Source organism: Flammeovirga agarivorans, assembly GCF_012641475.1.
GTDB classification, from domain to species: Bacteria; Bacteroidota; Bacteroidia; order Cytophagales; family Flammeovirgaceae; genus Flammeovirga; species Flammeovirga agarivorans.
Genome location: NZ_JABAIL010000002.1, coordinates 54,716 through 72,504, shown reverse-complemented (window position 1 = coordinate 72,504; position 17,789 = coordinate 54,716). Strand labels below are relative to the sequence as shown.

The window sequence follows — 17,789 nt, the reverse complement described above, 5'->3', positions numbered from 1 at the left end:
TCAGACAAATACACTATGAAACAGATTTATGATCATCTCGCTTATGACTTATCAAAAGAAATAACATTAAAATACACAACATCTTTTGCGATAGGAATTCGTTTTTTAGCACCCAAACTTAGAAATCCTATTTATGCCATTTATGGTTTTGTAAGAGTTGCTGATGAAATAGTAGATTCTTTCCACGGTTTCAATAAAGAAGTACTACTTGACGATTTTGAAAGAGATTGCTACAAGGCAATTGATGATGGTATAAGTACCAACCCAGTATTGCAGTGTTTCCAAGAAGTGGTAACAAAGTATGGGATTGAGAGAGAATTAATTACTTTATTTATTCGTAGCATGCGAATGGATTTAGGTAAGAAGAAATATACAGAGCAAGAATACAAAGATTACATTTTAGGTTCTGCCGAAGTGGTGGGGTTGATGTGTTTAAGAGTATTTTTAGAAGGTGATGAAGAAGAATATCAAAGATTGAAACCTTCTGCTATGGCACTTGGCTCAGCATTCCAGAAAATTAACTTCTTAAGGGATTTAAAAGCGGATGTTAGGGACTTAGGTAGAGTGTATTTTCCAAACATTGATATTTCTACTTGGAATGATGAAGTCAAAAAACAAGTAGAAGCTGATATTCAAAAGGATTTTGATCATGGTTTTGAAGGGATCAAACAACTACCAAAACAAGCAAGGTTTGGAGTTTATCTAGCTTATATATATTATACTCGTCTATTTAAGAAAGTAAAAAATACTCCTGCACATGTTATTCTCGAACAAAGGTTGAGAATTCCTGACCCTAAGAAGTATGCTTTGTTTTTCCAATCTTATGTTAGACACCAAGTAAACATTTTATAGATTATGCAAGAACCTCAAGTAATATTGGTTGATCAATACGATCAAGAAATCGGTGCCATGGGTAAATTGCAGGCTCATGTTGAAGGGAAACTTCATAGAGCATTCTCTATTTTTCTGTTTAATGAGAATGGTGATTTAATTTTACAACAAAGAGCATTGTCTAAATACCATTCGGGTGGGCTTTGGACCAATACATGTTGTAGTCACCCTGCTCCTGGAGAGTTTATAGAAGATGCAGTTCAAAGGCGATTACAGGAAGAGTTAGGTATTAATGCACCTGTAGATAGAGTAGGAGAAGTTTTATACAAGGCGAAATTTGGGAATGGGCTTACAGAACATGAATATGACTATGTGTTTGTAGGTCAGTATTCTGGTAGTTTTGCTCCAAATGCAGAAGAAGTGGAGCAATTAAAGTTCATTTCTATTAATGATTTAGAAAAATGGTTAGAAGATCAGCCTGAGGATTTTACTGCATGGTTTCCTCTGTGTTTAGATATTGTAAAAAGAAATTTAGAAACTAAAGCTATCGCATAATTATATATGAAAAAAGCGATTATTATAGGTGCAGGTATTGGTGGTGTTTCAGCTGCTTTAAGGATAAATAAACTAGGTTATAAGGTAACAGTTTTAGAAGGGACAGATAATGTAGGAGGAAAACTTAAAGATTTTAATCTAGGAGGTTATCGTTTTGATCGAGGTCCTTCTTTATTCACATTACCACATCTTGTTGAAGAGCTTTTTTCATTATACCATAAGAAAACAGAAGATTATTTTACATACATTTCACATGATGTAGCAACAAAATATTTCTTTGCTGATGGGGCCACTTTTACAGGTTACACAGATACTCAAAAGTTTTCTGATGAAGTAAAAGAAATTTGGGGTGTTGATATTGAAGATGTAATGCATCAAATAATTGATGATTACAAAAAAACATCACCAATCTTTCTTGAAAGTGGTTTGAATAAAGTGTCAGATCTTTTTAATAAAGAAGTACTTGCAGCATTACCCGTTCTTACTCGGTTAGGTTGGTTTGAATCATTACATGAGTTCAATAAAAAATATTTTAAGAACGATCAGCTTGTTCAACTTTTTGATCGTTATGCTACCTATAATGGATCTAATCCTTATCATACTCCATCAATAATGAGAGTAATTAGTGCCTTAGAACACTCTGATGGAGTGTTTTTTCCTAATAAAGGAATGAGGTCAATCATTACATCACTCATAAAATTAGCTGAAGAAGAAGGGGTTGAGTTTATTACTAATCAAAAAGTTAAAAAAATACAGACGAAAGCGAATACTATTGTCTCTGTCGAAACAGATGACAAAACGTATAATGCTGACCTTTTTGTAAGTAATGCTGATGTAAACTTCTTTCTACCTCAAGTGGTAAAAAAAGAGATTAAGATACCTACATCAAAAGAGTTGTCATCTTCTGCTTTGGTATTTTATTGGGGAGTAAAAAAGAAATTTGAATCTTTAGACCTACATAATATCTTTTTCTCAAAGGATTATAAAAAGGAGTTTCAACAATTATTTGATGATTTAAAAATTCCTGAGGACCCTACCATTTATGTACACATCAGTAGTAAGGTGAATATAGAAGATGCACCTGAAGGTTGTGAAAACTGGTTTGTAATGATCAATGTTCCTGCTCAACCAGAGCTATTTTCTGATGAAATTGTAAAGAAGATTGAGGCGAAGGTAATCCAAATATTATCAAAGCATTTAAAAGTAGCGTTAAGTGAATTGATAGAAGAATCTTCTTTTTGGAGCCCTAGAGGTATAGAAAAAGATACCATGAGTTGGAAAGGTGCACTCTATGGGCTGAATAGTAACAAATTAACCCATGCACTGTATCGTCAAAGAAACAAATCCAACGATTTTAAGAACCTATATTTTGTAGGAGGAAGTGTTCATCCAGGGGGAGGGATTCCATTATGTTTAAATAGTTCTAAAATTGTAGAAGGCTTAATTAATGAATGATTTAACTACACAAATAAACTCACAGTTTAGAAAACTGACCAACTTAGCCAAAAGTAAAATATTACTTACCATTTTTTATACCGTAGGAGCTGTAGTTGCTTTTACTCCTTTGAACCAGTTGTTGTTACCATTCACACCTTTTCTTTTATTTTCGTCATTTGTGATATTATTATCCTTTGAAGAAAAGAAAAACTTAGTGTTTGCTATATGGTTGCTTTTCACCTATTGTAGTAGTTTTTTTATAGAATGGCATGGAGTGCACTTCGGTGTTTTGTTTGGTGATTATATTTACCTTAACAACCTAGGTTTCAAAATTGATGGTGTTCCATTTCTAATACCAATAAATTGGATCATTTTAGCGATAGCAGGGGTAGAATTATCGAAGACAACACTAAAGAAACTTCCTCTCTTTTTTCAAGTAATATTAAGCAGCTTCATTGTTGTAATGCTTGATGTACTTATTGAAATTGTATGTGAACCTCTAGGGTTTTGGCAATGGGATAATGGAATGCCGCCATTTAAAAATTATTTTAGTTGGTGGTTCTTTATGTGTATTTTCATCTACCTAAAATTAAAATTCTTAGATTCAAAGAATCCACTTTCTATATATTTATTTATCCTTTTTTTTGGTTATTTTTTCTTTCAAGTAATAGCATCACTCCTTTAATTTTATGGAAACTCTAATTAGTATATTGATCGTATTATCCACTTTCTTAGTAATGGAATTTGTTGCCTGGGCTACACATAAGTATGTTATGCATGGTTTCTTGTGGTATTTTCATCAAGATCATCACGAACCACACGATCATTTCTTTGAAAAGAATGATTTCTTCTTTTTAATTTTTGCTATTCCATCTTGGTTGGGAATTATGTTGGGGATGATGTATAACCAATACACATTTGTATGGATTGGAGCTGGGATTGCGCTCTATGGTTTATGTTATTTTCTCACACACGATGTTTTAATTCATAGAAGATTTAAGTGGTTTGATAATACGAATAATAGATATTTCAGAGCAATTCGTAAAGCACATAAAGTACACCATAAGAATATGGGTAAATACGATAGTGAGTGTTTCGGAATGTTAATTGTACCAATGAAATATTGGCATCAGGCTAAAAAAACAAACAATAAGAAAGTAAGACAACATAAAAATGCCGGAACAATTTAATCTATATCTAATTATAAATGTGATTGCTATTGCAGGTCCATTCTTATTAAGCTTTGACAAAAAAGTGGCTTTTTATAAGAAGTGGCCAAAGTTATTGGTAGCATTATCTTTTCTGTGGGCTATCTATATTCCATGGGACATCTTTTTTGCATTTTCATTAGAATGGGGTTTTAACTCTGATTATCTAGTAGGTTTCGAATTCTTACACCTTCCATTGGAGGAGTGGATGTTTTTTATCATCATCCCATATTGTTATCTCTTTATCTACGAATGTGTAAAATCATACTTTCCAAAGACGAAAGAAAAAACTATTCTTCCCTATTATTTTTTTATAGGAGTAGCACTATCGCAGGTATATTATGGAGGCATTTACTCTTATATAAACCTGTTAGTGGTATTATTGGCTTTTATGTTGGTTAGAAGTAAACTTAATATGGCTTTTTGGTGGTCATACTTATTGACTTTGCTTCCATTTTTGATTTTCAATGGAATCTTAACAGGTTCAATCACTGAGGATCCAATAGTCTGGTATAATTCAGCGGCATTTTCAGATGTGAGAATAGGTACCATTCCTTCTGAAGATTTTATATACCTATTAGGAATGATGCTATTATGTTTTAAAGGATGGACTTGGAAAGAAGATTAATCTAGAAATTCAGGAAGCCATGTAACTATTTGTGGAAACTGAATGATAACAGAAATCAATACTATTTGTATTACAATATACGGTATAATGCCCTTGTAGATGTGAGAAGTTTTCACAGATTCAGGAGCAACTCCTTTTAAATAGAATAATGAAAAGCCAAATGGGGGAGTTAAAAATGATGTCTGTAGATTTAGAGAAACTAATATTGCAATCCATAGCAAGTTCATATCATAATGCATAAAGATAGGTGTAACTACCGGCATGAATATGAATATGATTTCAATAAAATCGATAAAGAAACCTGCTATAAAGATTCCTATCATTACAATTGCAAGAAACATATAAGGAGATAAGTCTGCATTCTGAATAAGTTCTACAAGAAAGTCATCACCACCCATACCTCTAAATACTAACCCAAAAGCAGTAGCTCCAACTAAAATCATGAAAACCATACTACTTAAATTGCCACTTTCATAAGCCGCAGTTTTTATATTTTCCCAAGTTAATTTCCCTTCAAGTTTGGTTAATAATGTTGCACATAGAGCTCCAATACCTGCTGCTTCAGTAGGACTCGCTATTCCCAGAAAAATTGACCCTAGTACAGCTACAATAAGTATGAACGGAAGAAGGAAAGTTCTGAATAATAATCTAAAACTTAATTCTTTCTGATATGTAATAATCTCTGCTTCCGAGAAGTGTGGTACTTTATCTGGATATATTACCGCATAAACATATACAAATAAAATATACAAGATTACTAAACTAACACCCGGGATCACAGCTGCTATAAATAGGTTGCCAATTGAGATATTCATCACACTGCCCATAAGTATTAATACGATACTTGGTGGTATGATTTGACCTAAGGTACCTGATGCTGCTATGATGCCTGTAGCATATTCTTTTGAGTATCCTCTATTCAACATGGCTGGTAAGCTCATTAGCCCCATAGTAACAACTGTCGCACCAACGATACCTGTTGATGCTGCAAGCATTGCTCCAACGATGGCTACAGAAATCGCTAAACCTCCTCGGATTCGTCCTAATAGTATTGCCATTGTGTTTAATAAACGGCTGGCGATACCAGATTTCTCTAACATTACTCCCATATAAATAAATAGAGGAACAGAAATCAGTATTTGACTACTCATTGTACCATATATTCTTAATGGTAATAAATAGAATAGGTCGATACCAAATGCAAAATACCCAAATATGATAGATACACCTGCTAAAGTAAATGCCACTGGAAAACCTAAAAGTAAGGCTGCAAACAGACAGAGAAATAATAAAAGAATAATCATGGAGTAGAAGTGTAGTCTTTTAGTGTTTGAAGTTTAGAGAGTAAATGTGAAATGCCTTGAAGTAACAACAATATAAAACTGATTGGAATACAAGATTTGATGATAAACCTAAAAGGTAAACCGCCTGGATCTGTAGATTTTTCCATTATGGTATAGGCATTAATTACGTAAGGAATACTAGCATCTATAACCAATATGCAGAAAGGTGTTAGAAAAAAAAGAACACCAAAAATATCAATAAGAGCTTGGTTTTTGGGTGAGAACTGATTGTAAATTGCATCGACTCTAACGTGTTTATTAAGCCTTAAAGTATTGGGGGCATTTAGTAAAAAAATGCAACCAAAGATATGCCATTCAAGTTCTGATATACCTGCCGTTGAAAAGTTGAATAAATACCTGCCTCCAACGTCAAAGCATACAAGAGCAATCAAAAAGATCGTTAATAATGATGCTGCTTGTCCTATTGTTTTATTTAACAAATTAATTTTTTGAGAAAGCGTGTTCATAAATGAAACAATGAAATTATCTTATTACGTTGATAATCTGAGTTTAAAAAATGCGACTCTTTGAAAAAAGTTTCAATTGTATGAAGTAAAATTACATGACTTTCCGAAAATAGTAATAAATGTTTCAACTTTTGACTCTATTTTGGTTGTTATCCGCTGTATTTATCTTTAATTTCGCCGTTCAGTAGCATTATTTTTTATCTACTAATCATTAAATTGTTCTAGAAGGGTTTTTATACCATGAGTGTAAATAAAGATAAAGCCAACTTACCTAAACACATTGCCATCATTATGGATGGTAACGGTAGATGGGCGAAAGGAAAAGGAGCTAAACGAATTTTTGGTCATAGGAATGCAATTCAAGCAGTTCGTGATGCAACTGAAGGTTGTGCCGAGTTAGGTATAGACTATCTTACTTTGTATGCTTTTTCAACTGAAAATTGGGATAGACCCAAAGCAGAAGTAATTGCTTTGATGCAATTGCTGGTTTCCACTATTAGGTCGGAAACAAAAACCCTTACAAAAAATAACGTTAGGCTTCAGGCAATCGGTAATATTGATAAATTACCCAAAGATTGTCAGAAAGAATTGCAAGAAGCAATACAACTAACTAAAGATAATACGGGTCTAACATTAGTGTTGGCCCTAAGCTATAGTGGAAGATGGGACTTAACTCAAGCTACTCAGCGTATGTCTGAAGCATACAAAAGTGGTGAAATATCTGAGATTAAGGAAGATACCATTAAGAGTTACCTTTCTACTGCAAATATGCCAGATCCTGAACTCCTCATCAGAACTAGTGGCGAACAAAGAATTAGTAATTTCCTTTTATGGGAAATTGCCTACACAGAATTATATTTTACGAAAGTACTTTGGCCTGATTTCAGAAAAGAAGTGCTACACGAAGCAATAGATGCGTTCCAAGGAAGAGAACGCAGATATGGCAAAACAAGTGAGCAGTTATCATAATTGATTAAAAGGAATCAGCAAGTAAAAACTATTAAGGCATCTAGCAAGACGCATGATATCAACTAAGAAAACAGTGCTAAAGCTGTTTATGTTCATCTCAATTTGGACATTCGCAATTACAACATCTTATGCTCAATTTGGTACCAATTATGGGTCCCAAAGTAATAAGTATAACGTAGATTATGGTACTCCTGTAGAGTATACAATCGCGGGTATTGATGTGGTTGGAGCTGACTTCAACGACAAAAATGCATTAATCAACATCGCTGGATTTAAAGTTGGTGAGAAAATCAAAATTCCTGGAGATGGAATTAGTAAAGCCGTTAAGAAACTTTGGAAACTGGGTATCGTTGGTGATGTTCAAATTAATATCACAGAGATTCAAGGAAGTGATATCTATTTACAGATTGCCTTGAAAGAACGTCCTAAACTTTCAAAATTCTACTTTGAAGGAATTAAGAAAGGACAAGCCAAGACACTTACTGATAAAGTACAATTAGTTAGAGGTAGAATCGTAACAGAATCAATGATACGTAATACCCAAAATGTGATCAAAGACCACTATGCTGAAAAAGGTTTCAGAAATACTGAGGTTAAAATCGTAAAAGAAAAAGACCCAGTATTAGCTAACAGTGTTGTTTTACGAATTGACGTAAACAAAAAGCAGAAGGTTAAGATTGAAGAAATTAATCTTGTAGGTGTTGAAAAACTTACTGAGAAAAAAGTTAAGCGTAAATTAAAGAAGACGAAAGAGAAGCGTTTTGGTAGAATCTTCACTCCATCAAAATTTATTGATGAAGAATACAAAAACGATAAAAAGAGTTTAGTCGAATATTATAACGAAGAAGGTTATAGAGATGCTGAAATTTTAAGAGATTCTGTTTATGATGTTGCTGAAAGTATGGTTAGCATCGATATGGATATCTACGAAGGTCAGCAGTATTTCTACAGAAATATCACTTGGTCTGGTAACTATAAGTACTCTGATGAGCAATTAGCAAGAGTACTAGGTATCACAAAGGGCGATGTTTACAATACAACAGAATTAAATAAGCGTTTATCATTCAACCCTAATGGTGCCGATATCTCTGCATTATATATGGATGATGGTTATTTATTCTTTAGTGTTACTCCAACAGAAGTACTTGTAACAGGTGACTCTGTGGATATTGAAATGAGAATCTTTGAAGGTGAGCAAGCTTATGTGTCAAAGATTATCGTTAATGGTAACACAAAAACTTCAGATCACGTAATTTACAGAGAGGTAAGAACCTTACCAGGACAGAAGTTCTCAAGAGCAGACTTAATTAGAACGCAACGTGAACTTTCGACACTAGGTTACTTTGACCCTGAGACAATCGATATTCAACCTAAACCTAATATGTCTAATGGTACTGTGGATATCCAATATGGATTAACAGAAAAGGCAAATGACCAGATCGAACTTTCTGGTGGTTGGGGTGGTTACTATGGTTTCGTAGGTACTGTAGGTCTAGTATTTAACAACTTCTCATTAAGAAATGTAGGTGACTTCTCTAAGTGGCGTCCTTTACCAGCAGGTGATGGTCAACGTTTACAACTTAGAGTTCAAGCGTCAGGTATTCAATATCAAACATACTCTATTTCATTTACAGAACCTTGGTTAGGTGGTCGTAAGCCAAACTCATTAACGGTGAGTTATAACTACTCAAACCAGAACTCATATAGTGGTGATGTTAAAATCGGTAGTTTAGGTATTAACGCAGCTACTGTAGCATTAGGTAGACGTTTACAATGGCCTGATGACTGGTTTACAATGAGTAACTCGTTATCATTCCTAGTGTATGATTTGAATAACTGGTATGCAACAGGTTTTGGTGATTACAACAATGGTAAATCATATAACCTGACATTCAATACTACAATTTCAAGAAACTCGATTGATGCACCTACCTATCCACGTAGAGGTTCTCAAGTTTCATTAAGTATTAGTTTAACTCCTCCTTACTCATTATTGACAGATAAGGATTATTCTGACCCTAATATTACCGATGAAGAGCGTTACAAGTGGGTGGAATACAATAAGTGGATGTTTGATAATGCATGGTACCAAGCGATTATTGGTGACTTAGTATTAGCAGCTAGAGCACATATTGGTTTCTTAGCAGCCTACAATCAAGATAAAGGCCTAGGGCCATTTGAAAGATTCATTATGGGTGGTGATGGTCTGACACAACAATACGCACTATTAGGTACTGAGACAATTGGTTTGAGAGGTTACGAAAACAACTCAATTGTACCTTACGAAACAGAAGGTCTCGGTGGTGTTGTTTACAACAAGTACGTAATGGAACTTCGTTATCCAGTTTCACTTAACCCGGCAGCAACCATTTATCTACTTGGTTTCATGGAAGGTGGTAATAACTGGGCATCACTTGATGAGTTTAACCCATTTGACATGTATAAGTCAGCTGGTTTTGGTGCTAGAATCTTCATGCCTGCATTTGGTATGTTAGGTATTGACTGGGCTTATGGTTTCGATGCCCCTCCTGGTCAAAGAGATATTAGTGGTAGCCAATTCCACTTTACAATTGGTCAACAGTTAAGATAATTCGTATAAATTATTTATACTTTAAAATATCAGATCGATAAAATATCATTTTGATCTTTAGAGAAAAGCCTTTGTGATTTCATCATAAAGGCTTTTTTTATGCAGAATATTATTGTATTTCACTCCTAAACAATCTCTTATCTCATTTTGTAATAATAAATGAGAAAATATTCATTTTTATTCTGAATTGTCCTTTCAATTTTTATATTTGATAAAACATTCACAATAAACACACCTAAAATACCAATTTCAACACATGAATTTTGAACTAACAGAAGAGCAGTTAGCAGTAAAAGATGCTGCTCGTGATTTTACACAAAACGAATTATTACCAGGTGTCATAGAAAGAGATACCGAACAACGATTCCCTGCTGAACAAGTAAGACAAATGGGCGAACTTGGCTTTATGTCAATGATGGTAGATCCCAAGTATGGGGGAGGCGGTATGGATACTGTTTCCTACGTTGTTGCTATGGAAGAGATTTCCAAAATAGATGCTTCTGCTTCAGTAGCAATGTCTGTCAACAATTCTTTGGTATGTTGGGGTCTTGAAAAGTTCGGTACTGAAGAACAAAAGCAGAAATATTTAACGAAGCTGGCAAGTGGAGAAGCGATAGGAGCCTTCTGTTTGTCAGAACCAGAAGCAGGTAGTGACGCTACTTCCCAAACTACAGAAGCGATAGATATGGGTGACCATTATTTATTAAATGGCACAAAGAATTGGATTACTAATGGTAACTCTGCTTCAATATATCTAGTGATCGCTCAGACTGACCGTTCAAAAGGGCATAAGGGTATTAACTGCCTTATCGTCGAAAAGGGAATGGATGGTTTTGTGGTAGGTAAAAAAGAAGATAAATTAGGTATTAGAGGATCAGATACTCATATGTTGAGTTTTACAGATGTAAAAGTACCTAAGGAAAATAGAGTAGGCGAAGATGGCTTTGGTTTTAAATTCGCTATGGGTACTTTGAATGGAGGTAGAATAGGTATTGCTGCACAAGCATTAGGAATTGCAGCAGGTGCTTATGAACTAGCTCTAAAGTACTCTAAAGAAAGAAAAACATTTGGTAAGCCTATCTGTGAACATCAAGCGATTGCATTCAAGTTAGCTGATATGGCTACAAAAATTGAAGCAGCTCGCATGCTAGTATATAAAGCAGCTTGGCTTAAAGATCAAGGACAAGATTTTTCTGAGGCATCTGCAATGGCAAAATTATATGCTTCCGAAGTAGCTATGGATGTAACTGTAGAAGCTGTTCAAATACATGGTGGTTACGGTTATGTAAAAGAGTACCATGTAGAACGTTTGATGAGAGACGCGAAAATCACACAGATATATGAAGGTACATCTGAGATTCAGAAGATTGTTATCTCAAGAAGTGTATTAAAAGATTAAGTAAGAGGTAATCAAAAAAGGCGATGATTAGAATTAATCATCGCCTTTTTTATATATAAGAACATTATTTAGTCATTTCCTAATGTAAGGTTGTATGCTTCTAAATAATAGTCGTATAGCTCATTCCAATCAAAATGATAAGAAGACTGCTCAACAATATTTCTTTGAGAAATACGGTCTCTTCTATCCATAGTAACGAAATCATATAGATAGTTCGCAAGTTCTTCAGCAGAATGTGAGTAATCGCTATGCTTACGGTGGATTACTTCAATGCCTTCAACTTTAGTTCTCTTCAAGTCATTGATAACGAAATCTCCAAAACCTGCTAAGTCAGAAGTTACGGCAGGTATGCCTCTTGCAACACATTCCATTGGAGTGTAACCCCATGGCTCATAATAAGAAGGGAAGACACCTAAATGACATCCTCTTACAAACTCATCATAGTCAATTCCAAACAATGGGTTCATAGACGAAACAAAGTCAGGATGGTAAACAAGCTTAACTTTATCACCTTCATAGTTTAATAAACCAGACTTTCTAGCAAAGTTTAGAATATCGTCCTTATTGTCATCCTTTAAATTATGAGTAGTAATGAAAGGAAGTCGAGATGTTTTCCAAGATTGTACAGTTCTTCTTAATTGAAGACGTAAACTTTCTGGAATTAATTCTTCGATGGTTGGAGTTTCAGTTACATCTCCTTTTGATGCGATATAGAAAAGTCGTTCACCGACACTTTTCTCCATAGCATCACAAATCTTTCTGATTTCACCAAGAACCGCTCTAGACTCTAACTCAATAGGATTAATTGAATTGTAATCTTGTTTAGTAATGAAGAACGTGATTACCGTCTTATCTATATTATTTGCTCTTAACTTGTGGTTTAATCGAGCTAAAGCTTCTAATGTAAGATCGAACCCTTTGTTCTTGTACTCATATCTACCAGAAGTAAAGAAATAAAGCGTGTTGTTTAAATCAAAAGAGTAAGATTGGAAGAAGTGACCCATCACAAATTCGTGAATCTTCTCTTTATATCTCTGGTGAAGGTTTTGAGATTCATGCAGTGCCTCAAACTTATGGATATTGATACCGTTTGGTACAATTGCATTAATTTCTCGTCCCAATAAATATTTACACTCAACAGCAGTTAACCTACTTACAGTAGAGAAAGTATGTGCTCCGTGTGCTGCAGCTCTTTCAATACTTACCTGAGGTTTGATGTTAAAATGCTCGGCTTCTTTTGCCCAATTGTAAGTGCCTTTTTCTAAGTTAGTGTAAAACTCAGGGTCGTTCATTGCAAGATAACGACCTAACAAAGTAGCATGAGTTGTAAATACCGTTTGAATATTAAGACCTTTTCTTCTTATTTCTGGGATAGGAATACCAGCCATCCATTCATGCATGTGTGCAAGAATTTTTCTTTCGCCATTATTTACAGCGTCTAATTCTGTAAAAAAGTCTGTCATCTGGCTGGATAACATAATTGTTTGGTCAAATAGGTCATCTCCATCAAAAGATGGGATGTTGTGTGATTCCCATAATGACTTTTTGATATCAGTAAGTTTCCAGGCTTCGTTATAAGGCTTGAATAAGACTACTTTTGGACGGCCAGAAACTAACCATCTACCATAGTGAACCTCATAGCCTTTACTTCTTAGTGATCGTACAGTTCTGGATATTAAGTCATCTCCGTCATCAGAGATGGGGTCGAAGATTGCTGATATGTTGTTGCTTACGTAAGGCCCGATCAAGCAATAGTTTTCATCTCCAAAAGTGCTTAATACATTAAGGATTTTGGATTTTATTACGGTATAAATACCTCCAACTTGGTTACACACCTCCCAAGCACCCTCAATTAAGACAGGATTATCTTTTAAATGAATATTTTTAGGCATACAATATTAGTTGATAGTTGTAGAACGAAAAAGTTTTGTTTATTCAACCGATTGCAACAAATATAGTAACTTGTTTTGAATTATAATTTAAAGATTAAATTATTGGAGTAATATTATTTATTATTAGTAAGTAATTGTCATATTTTTCAAAAATTAAACAATTATAAATGATTGATGATTAATCACATATTGATAAATAAATAAGATTTTCCCCTTTTATCGTATCAAAAATCTTTTATATTCGTAAATATTATTATCATTAAACTTAATTAACACGTAATGAATAACTTTGATAAGGTTAAAAGCTACCTATTAAATCTTGGTTATGATATCAAAAGCGAGGACCCACAAGAAGAGCTTTTTATCATTTCAGATGAGGAAGAAGGATTATTAAATGTAGTAGTAGACTGTGAAGATCCCATACTAATCGTTGAGATGCATTTGATTGATCTCAAAAATGAAAAGCCCGAATTCTACAGAACATTACTTGAGAAAAATAGAAATTTCGTGCACGGAGCATTTGTAATTGATGCAGAAGGAAATCGTTTGTTATATAGAGATACTTTAGAGTTAGAAAATCTCGATGAAAACGAATTAGAAGGTACTCTTAATGCACTTAAATTAGTGATAGGAGAGAATTACGGAATGTTGTTAGATTACGCACAAAACTAGATTTAAGAAATTATGTCAATATTTAAAAGACTCTTTGGGTGGATATCTGCTGAAACCAACTCAGCAATGGATAGTTTGGAAGATCCTATTAAAATGACTGATCAAGGGATTAGAGATCTTAAAAAAGACCTAGATCAAAGTTTACAAGGATTGGCTCAGGTAAAAGCGATTTCAATCCGTACGAGAAAAGAATACGAACAACATAAGCAAGCTGCAGGAGATTGGGAGCGTAAAGCTGTTTTATTATTACAGAAAGCTCAATCAGGACAGTTAGATACTGCAGAAGCTGATCGTTTAGCAACTGAAGCATTAAATAAAAAAGAACAAGCTGCCCAAGCGGCTGCGTCTCATGAGAAGATGGTTTCTCAAAATGATTCTCAGGTAGCTAAAATGGAGCAGAATGTTCAGCGTTTAAAATCACAAATCTCTCAATGGGAGAATGAAGCGAAAACATTAAAAGCAAGAGCGAAAGTATCTGAAGCTTCTTCTAAAATTAATAAGCAATTGGCTAGCATTGATTCATCAAGTACTGTTGCGATGTTAGAGAGAATGAAAGATAAAGTAGAATCTCAAGAAGCTTTAGCAGAATCCTATGGAGATATTGCAGATGCAAATGTATCTGTAGATGAGGAGATTAATAAAGCGATTGGTCCGGGTTCTGGTTCTTCTTCGTTAGCCTTAGAAGAATTGAAAGAAAAGATGAGATTAGGAGCAGGTTCTTCTACTGAAGAAAACAAAGCTACTGGTTCTGATAACACTGATAGTGGTCAGATGTCAGAATTGGACAAATTGAAGCAGCAGTTGAAAAACGACTAGTCGATAAATAATCGTACTACACATATAAATACTCGTTTTATAGTGCAGAAATAACTTTAAATAGTTAAATCAGGCGCAATAAAGTGAGTATTTTTTTATGTAGAACGAAATATTTTGAATTACGATAATGGATAATTAAATGAATATGATTAGTTTTATATTATCGTTGATTAATTTAATATAGTAGGAAGCGTATTTACCTATAATAAGTATTAATTTTAACTCATTTAGAATAGTATCTATAATCCCAATAGAATGAAATTTACAAAACACGTTTACTCTGTAGCAATTGTATTTGCGGCATTATTAATTGCAACTCCTTCTTTCGCACAAAGCAAGAAAAAATTAAAACAAATGAATGCCCAATTAACTACTGAAAATTCTGAGTTAAGAAAGGGTAAGATGGAAATGGAGCAGAAAGCGAACTCTTTAAAATCTATGAATGAGCAATTGACTTATGAAATGGAAGGTTTAAAGAATGATGTAAGTGCATTACAAAAAGAAAACGGAAATCTTAAATCTGAAGTAGACGAATTAGAAAAAGAAAACGAAGAATTAATTGCAGCTTTAGAAAGTGCTTCTTCAGCAGCAGCTACAGGTGGAACTGCAGTGTCTAGTGGTGCAAACATGCCTGCAAATAGTGCTGGATGTAGTAGCAGACAAGGTAAATTACAAAATAATAAAACATATTTTGTTGACTTAAGCAGCCAAATTATTTCTCACGGTTGGGGTGTTCAAGTTTACTCTACTAAGAGTCTTTGTGATGCACAAGGATATGCTGAGAAATTTCAAGACTTTTATAAAATGTGGAAAACTTATGTAAAAGTAACTGAGCAAAACGGTCAGCAAATTTACAGTGTAGTATATGGTTCATTGAAGTACCAAGATCAAGCTAAAGTTTACTTAGAGAACTTTAAGAAAATTGGTAGAAATGACGATGAGAAAAATGCAATTTTAGTACAACACTAATATTACATTTGATTTATATAATAAAAGAGGGAATGAGTTATATCATTCCCTTTTTTAATTTGTAAGATTATGGAATATTTATTGCTCAATTAAATGAGAATTTATCTTTAAGTGATAACACTTAATTTTTTGTCGTCTTATTGTGAAGAAAAATACACTATCATATACTTGGAGAAAAGTAGTCCGTTGGTACTATGTTTACTTTGTGGCATGTTTCATCATTGCTGTAAGTAACTTTTCTGCATTCCGTCAAATAGAGGATCAAGATGTAATAGTAGAAAAAGTAATTGATCTTCGTCAAATGACGATGAAAATGACATTGGCTGCCCAAGAATTTCTTTCCTATGAAGCCCATTATGAGGAGTTCCATAAATCAAGACAGGCTACGCCAATTATGAATGAGTATCACAAAATTGATAAACACCTAGAAGACTATGTTCAGAACGTCATGAATAGTGACGACTCATGGAAAATTTCTTATGAGGAAGATCTAACACTTTATTCAGATCTACTGACCAAACATAGAAAAACATTCTCAAAGATTGTTACTCAATTAAAGTATAGAGGTTCTCAGACTTCAGGAATGATTGGTGACTTGCAGAAAAGGACCAAGGCCTTACAGGAAGATCCTTATGTAAATAATGTTCTTTTAGAGGAAATGAGGTTGTTAGAGAAGAGTTACCTTCTTTCTGCTGATACTGCCGACTTTTATAAGATTCGTCAGGTAAATCATACGATACAAAAGGAAGTAAGAGCAATGGAATTACCTGAGGGAAGAAAGCATAATATTTTAAATCACCTTAGAAGGTATAACTCAATTCTTCTTCGCATTGTTCAAGTCGATGACCGTATTGGCTTTAGAGGAGATGTTGGACTGACTTTAACCTTACAAAATAATACAGAGGATATTATCGACCTGTCTGATAAGATGTATCACAAAGCAAAAGGCTCAAAAGACCTTTGGATGTCATACAGTAGGTGGATCGCAGTAATTTTTGGTACGCTTTCCGTTTGTGTTCTCCTCGTGTTGAGTTTAACGACAAATGAATTGATCAGTAAAATCAGATAGGAGGAATTTATTGTGAATGTACTATTCGCTGGCTTTTGGTTTCGGAGGTGAAGCAGAAGGACCTAATTCATCTAATCTGAAAATAAACTTAGCTAATGGCATGGCTAATATTGCAAATGCAATTAGAAAAGCTCCACCATAAAAATAAATATCCATCAATTCACTATCACCAAAGAAAAGGTAGGCGATTACCCCTCCATAAATAGGAGATAAATTATTAGCTAATGAAACGCTAAATGGAGATATTTTTATCATCACTTTAACGATAGAGCTATAAGCAATGATGGAGAAGACAATGGCTAAAATTAGAATTAATATAATATCTAAACTTGTAGGCATACTGAATACTTCCATCTTTACAAACTTCAAATAATAAGGTAGAAAGGCTGCTGTAGCAAAGAATGCTCCACACATTTGGTAGAATGTAATTACCAAGTAGTGATACCTTTTTGAGAATTTAGAAGTTAAAATAGTTACAATTGCAGCAAAAAAAGCGGCTAAGATTGCGGCAAACATTCCTTCACTGTATGCAAATCCAGAGCTGAAGATCATATAAACCCCGAAAAGGGCTGAAAGTCCTGTCATAACCTCAATAAATGTAGGCTTCTTTTTAGAAATAACAGGATAGATAAAACTAACCCAAATAGGAGTAGTGGCAACCCCAACTAATGTTACTGAAGTATTCGACTTCTTGGCCGCTATTACAAATAGAATCCAATAGATAGCGGTCAGAAAACCTGTAAAAACGAGCATAAGAATATGAGACATCCTTACTTTAATGCTAGTTTTCTGGATCATTAAAACAATAAACACAATGATTAGTGCAGATAATGTTCTCAGAAAAACGATTTCTACAGATGATAAAGAAATATAGATATTTATAATAGGAATCATACTTGAGCATAGAATCCAAAAGTGGAGTTCTACATACGCCCCCTTATTTT

General features: G+C 34.0%; 17 protein-coding genes. 13 read left to right on the top strand and 4 right to left on the bottom strand.

All coding sequences use genetic code 11. The annotated features are described in order from the left end of the window. The first annotated feature begins 15 nt into the window (after positions 1 to 15). From HGP29_RS05135 to HGP29_RS05110, 6 genes are read left to right on the top strand one after another with little or no spacing between them, the layout of a single operon-like run. Complete coding sequence (locus tag HGP29_RS05135; protein WP_168881302.1) at positions 16 to 852, top strand: phytoene/squalene synthase family protein; 837 nt, start codon at positions 16 to 18, stop codon at positions 850 to 852. A 3-nt stretch (positions 853 to 855) separates the two neighbouring features. After that, positions 856 to 1,386: an isopentenyl-diphosphate Delta-isomerase gene (gene idi / locus HGP29_RS05130; RefSeq protein WP_168881301.1), complete on the top strand. Its 531-nt coding sequence runs from the start codon at positions 856 to 858 to the stop codon at positions 1,384 to 1,386. Positions 1,387 to 1,392: 6 nt separating this feature from the next. Further along, positions 1,393 to 2,841, top strand: a complete 1,449-nt coding sequence (gene crtD, locus HGP29_RS05125; protein WP_168881300.1) for a 1-hydroxycarotenoid 3,4-desaturase CrtD — start codon at positions 1,393 to 1,395, stop codon at positions 2,839 to 2,841. Further along, positions 2,834 to 3,508: a carotenoid biosynthesis protein gene (locus HGP29_RS05120; protein WP_168881299.1), complete on the top strand. Its 675-nt coding sequence runs from the start codon at positions 2,834 to 2,836 to the stop codon at positions 3,506 to 3,508. The genes crtD and HGP29_RS05120 overlap by 8 nt, the downstream gene beginning before the upstream one ends. A 4-nt stretch (positions 3,509 to 3,512) precedes the next feature. Continuing rightward, entirely contained in the window at positions 3,513 to 4,013 is a 501-nt protein-coding gene (locus HGP29_RS05115; protein WP_168881298.1) for a sterol desaturase family protein, read from the top strand. Continuing rightward, complete coding sequence (locus tag HGP29_RS05110) at positions 3,997 to 4,659, top strand: lycopene cyclase domain-containing protein (protein WP_168881297.1); 663 nt, start codon at positions 3,997 to 3,999, stop codon at positions 4,657 to 4,659. Before HGP29_RS05115 ends, HGP29_RS05110 begins: the two co-directional genes overlap by 17 nt. Here HGP29_RS05110 and HGP29_RS05105 read toward each other — a convergent pair. Together HGP29_RS05105 and HGP29_RS05100 are read right to left on the bottom strand one after the other, a co-directional pair. Further along, on the bottom strand, positions 4,656 to 5,963 hold the full coding sequence (locus HGP29_RS05105; protein WP_168881296.1) for a TRAP transporter large permease: 1,308 nt from the start codon (positions 5,961 to 5,963) through the stop codon (positions 4,656 to 4,658). The two genes, HGP29_RS05110 and HGP29_RS05105, sit on opposite strands and share 4 nt — an antisense overlap. After that, a complete protein-coding gene (locus tag HGP29_RS05100; protein ID WP_211093207.1) occupies positions 5,960 to 6,469 on the bottom strand; it encodes a TRAP transporter small permease subunit in 510 nt (169 codons plus the stop codon). The genes HGP29_RS05105 and HGP29_RS05100 overlap by 4 nt, the downstream gene beginning before the upstream one ends. A 240-nt stretch (positions 6,470 to 6,709) precedes the next feature. On the opposite strand from HGP29_RS05100, the gene HGP29_RS05095 reads away from it, so the two are divergent. From HGP29_RS05095 to HGP29_RS05085, 3 genes are all read left to right on the top strand, one after another. Beyond that, positions 6,710 to 7,438 carry an isoprenyl transferase gene (locus HGP29_RS05095; protein WP_168881294.1) on the top strand — a complete coding sequence of 243 codons (729 nt, stop codon included), beginning with the start codon at positions 6,710 to 6,712 and terminating at the stop codon, positions 7,436 to 7,438. 88 nt (positions 7,439 to 7,526) lie between these two features. Continuing rightward, entirely contained in the window at positions 7,527 to 10,028 is a 2,502-nt protein-coding gene (gene bamA, locus HGP29_RS05090; protein WP_168881293.1) for an outer membrane protein assembly factor BamA, read from the top strand. A 256-nt stretch (positions 10,029 to 10,284) separates the two neighbouring features. Continuing rightward, entirely contained in the window at positions 10,285 to 11,427 is a 1,143-nt protein-coding gene (locus HGP29_RS05085; protein ID WP_168881292.1) for an acyl-CoA dehydrogenase, read from the top strand. 68 nt (positions 11,428 to 11,495) lie between these two features. On the opposite strand, the gene HGP29_RS05080 is transcribed toward HGP29_RS05085, so the two are convergent. Continuing rightward, positions 11,496 to 13,319, bottom strand: a complete 1,824-nt coding sequence (locus tag HGP29_RS05080; protein ID WP_168881291.1) for a glycosyltransferase — start codon at positions 13,317 to 13,319, stop codon at positions 11,496 to 11,498. 279 nt (positions 13,320 to 13,598) lie between these two features. Here HGP29_RS05080 and HGP29_RS05075 point away from each other — a divergent pair, with 279 nt between their 5' ends. The 4 genes from HGP29_RS05075 (at position 13,599) to HGP29_RS05060 (ending at position 16,845) form a co-directional block, all read left to right on the top strand. Then, positions 13,599 to 13,991 (top strand): CesT family type III secretion system chaperone, encoded by a 393-nt coding sequence (locus HGP29_RS05075; RefSeq protein WP_168881290.1) that lies wholly within the window; start codon positions 13,599 to 13,601, stop codon positions 13,989 to 13,991. Between the two features lie 12 nt (positions 13,992 to 14,003). After that, a complete protein-coding gene (locus HGP29_RS05070) occupies positions 14,004 to 14,807 on the top strand; it encodes a PspA/IM30 family protein (protein WP_168881289.1) in 804 nt (267 codons plus the stop codon). A 255-nt stretch (positions 14,808 to 15,062) separates the two neighbouring features. Further along, positions 15,063 to 15,776, top strand: a complete 714-nt coding sequence (locus HGP29_RS05065; protein WP_168881288.1) for an SPOR domain-containing protein — start codon at positions 15,063 to 15,065, stop codon at positions 15,774 to 15,776. A 142-nt stretch (positions 15,777 to 15,918) separates the two neighbouring features. Further along, positions 15,919 to 16,845 carry a hypothetical protein gene (locus tag HGP29_RS05060; protein WP_168881287.1) on the top strand — a complete coding sequence of 309 codons (927 nt, stop codon included), beginning with the start codon at positions 15,919 to 15,921 and terminating at the stop codon, positions 16,843 to 16,845. A 21-nt stretch (positions 16,846 to 16,866) separates the two neighbouring features. On the opposite strand, the gene HGP29_RS05055 is transcribed toward HGP29_RS05060, so the two are convergent. Further along, complete coding sequence (locus HGP29_RS05055) at positions 16,867 to 17,739, bottom strand: DMT family transporter (RefSeq protein WP_168881286.1); 873 nt, start codon at positions 17,737 to 17,739, stop codon at positions 16,867 to 16,869. Between the last annotated feature and the right edge of the window lie 50 nt (positions 17,740 to 17,789).

What these genes read in the sequence shown, in the direction of transcription:
- HGP29_RS05135 (WP_168881302.1), top strand. Translation starts at nt 16, where the DNA reads ATGAAACAGATTTATGATCATCTCGCTTATGACTTATCAAAAGAAATA.
- idi (WP_168881301.1), top strand. Translation starts at nt 856, where the DNA reads ATGCAAGAACCTCAAGTAATATTGGTTGATCAATACGATCAAGAAATC.
- crtD (WP_168881300.1), top strand. Translation starts at nt 1,393, where the DNA reads ATGAAAAAAGCGATTATTATAGGTGCAGGTATTGGTGGTGTTTCAGCT.
- HGP29_RS05120 (WP_168881299.1), top strand. Translation starts at nt 2,834, where the DNA reads ATGAATGATTTAACTACACAAATAAACTCACAGTTTAGAAAACTGACC.
- HGP29_RS05115 (WP_168881298.1), top strand. Translation starts at nt 3,513, where the DNA reads ATGGAAACTCTAATTAGTATATTGATCGTATTATCCACTTTCTTAGTA.
- HGP29_RS05110 (WP_168881297.1), top strand. Translation starts at nt 3,997, where the DNA reads ATGCCGGAACAATTTAATCTATATCTAATTATAAATGTGATTGCTATT.
- HGP29_RS05105 (WP_168881296.1), bottom strand. Translation starts at nt 5,963, where the DNA reads ATGATTATTCTTTTATTATTTCTCTGTCTGTTTGCAGCCTTACTTTTA.
- HGP29_RS05100 (WP_211093207.1), bottom strand. Translation starts at nt 6,469, where the DNA reads ATGAACACGCTTTCTCAAAAAATTAATTTGTTAAATAAAACAATAGGA.
- HGP29_RS05095 (WP_168881294.1), top strand. Translation starts at nt 6,710, where the DNA reads ATGAGTGTAAATAAAGATAAAGCCAACTTACCTAAACACATTGCCATC.
- bamA (WP_168881293.1), top strand. Translation starts at nt 7,527, where the DNA reads ATGTTCATCTCAATTTGGACATTCGCAATTACAACATCTTATGCTCAA.
- HGP29_RS05085 (WP_168881292.1), top strand. Translation starts at nt 10,285, where the DNA reads ATGAATTTTGAACTAACAGAAGAGCAGTTAGCAGTAAAAGATGCTGCT.
- HGP29_RS05080 (WP_168881291.1), bottom strand. Translation starts at nt 13,319, where the DNA reads ATGCCTAAAAATATTCATTTAAAAGATAATCCTGTCTTAATTGAGGGT.
- HGP29_RS05075 (WP_168881290.1), top strand. Translation starts at nt 13,599, where the DNA reads ATGAATAACTTTGATAAGGTTAAAAGCTACCTATTAAATCTTGGTTAT.
- HGP29_RS05070 (WP_168881289.1), top strand. Translation starts at nt 14,004, where the DNA reads ATGTCAATATTTAAAAGACTCTTTGGGTGGATATCTGCTGAAACCAAC.
- HGP29_RS05065 (WP_168881288.1), top strand. Translation starts at nt 15,063, where the DNA reads ATGAAATTTACAAAACACGTTTACTCTGTAGCAATTGTATTTGCGGCA.
- HGP29_RS05055 (WP_168881286.1), bottom strand. Translation starts at nt 17,739, where the DNA reads ATGATTCCTATTATAAATATCTATATTTCTTTATCATCTGTAGAAATC.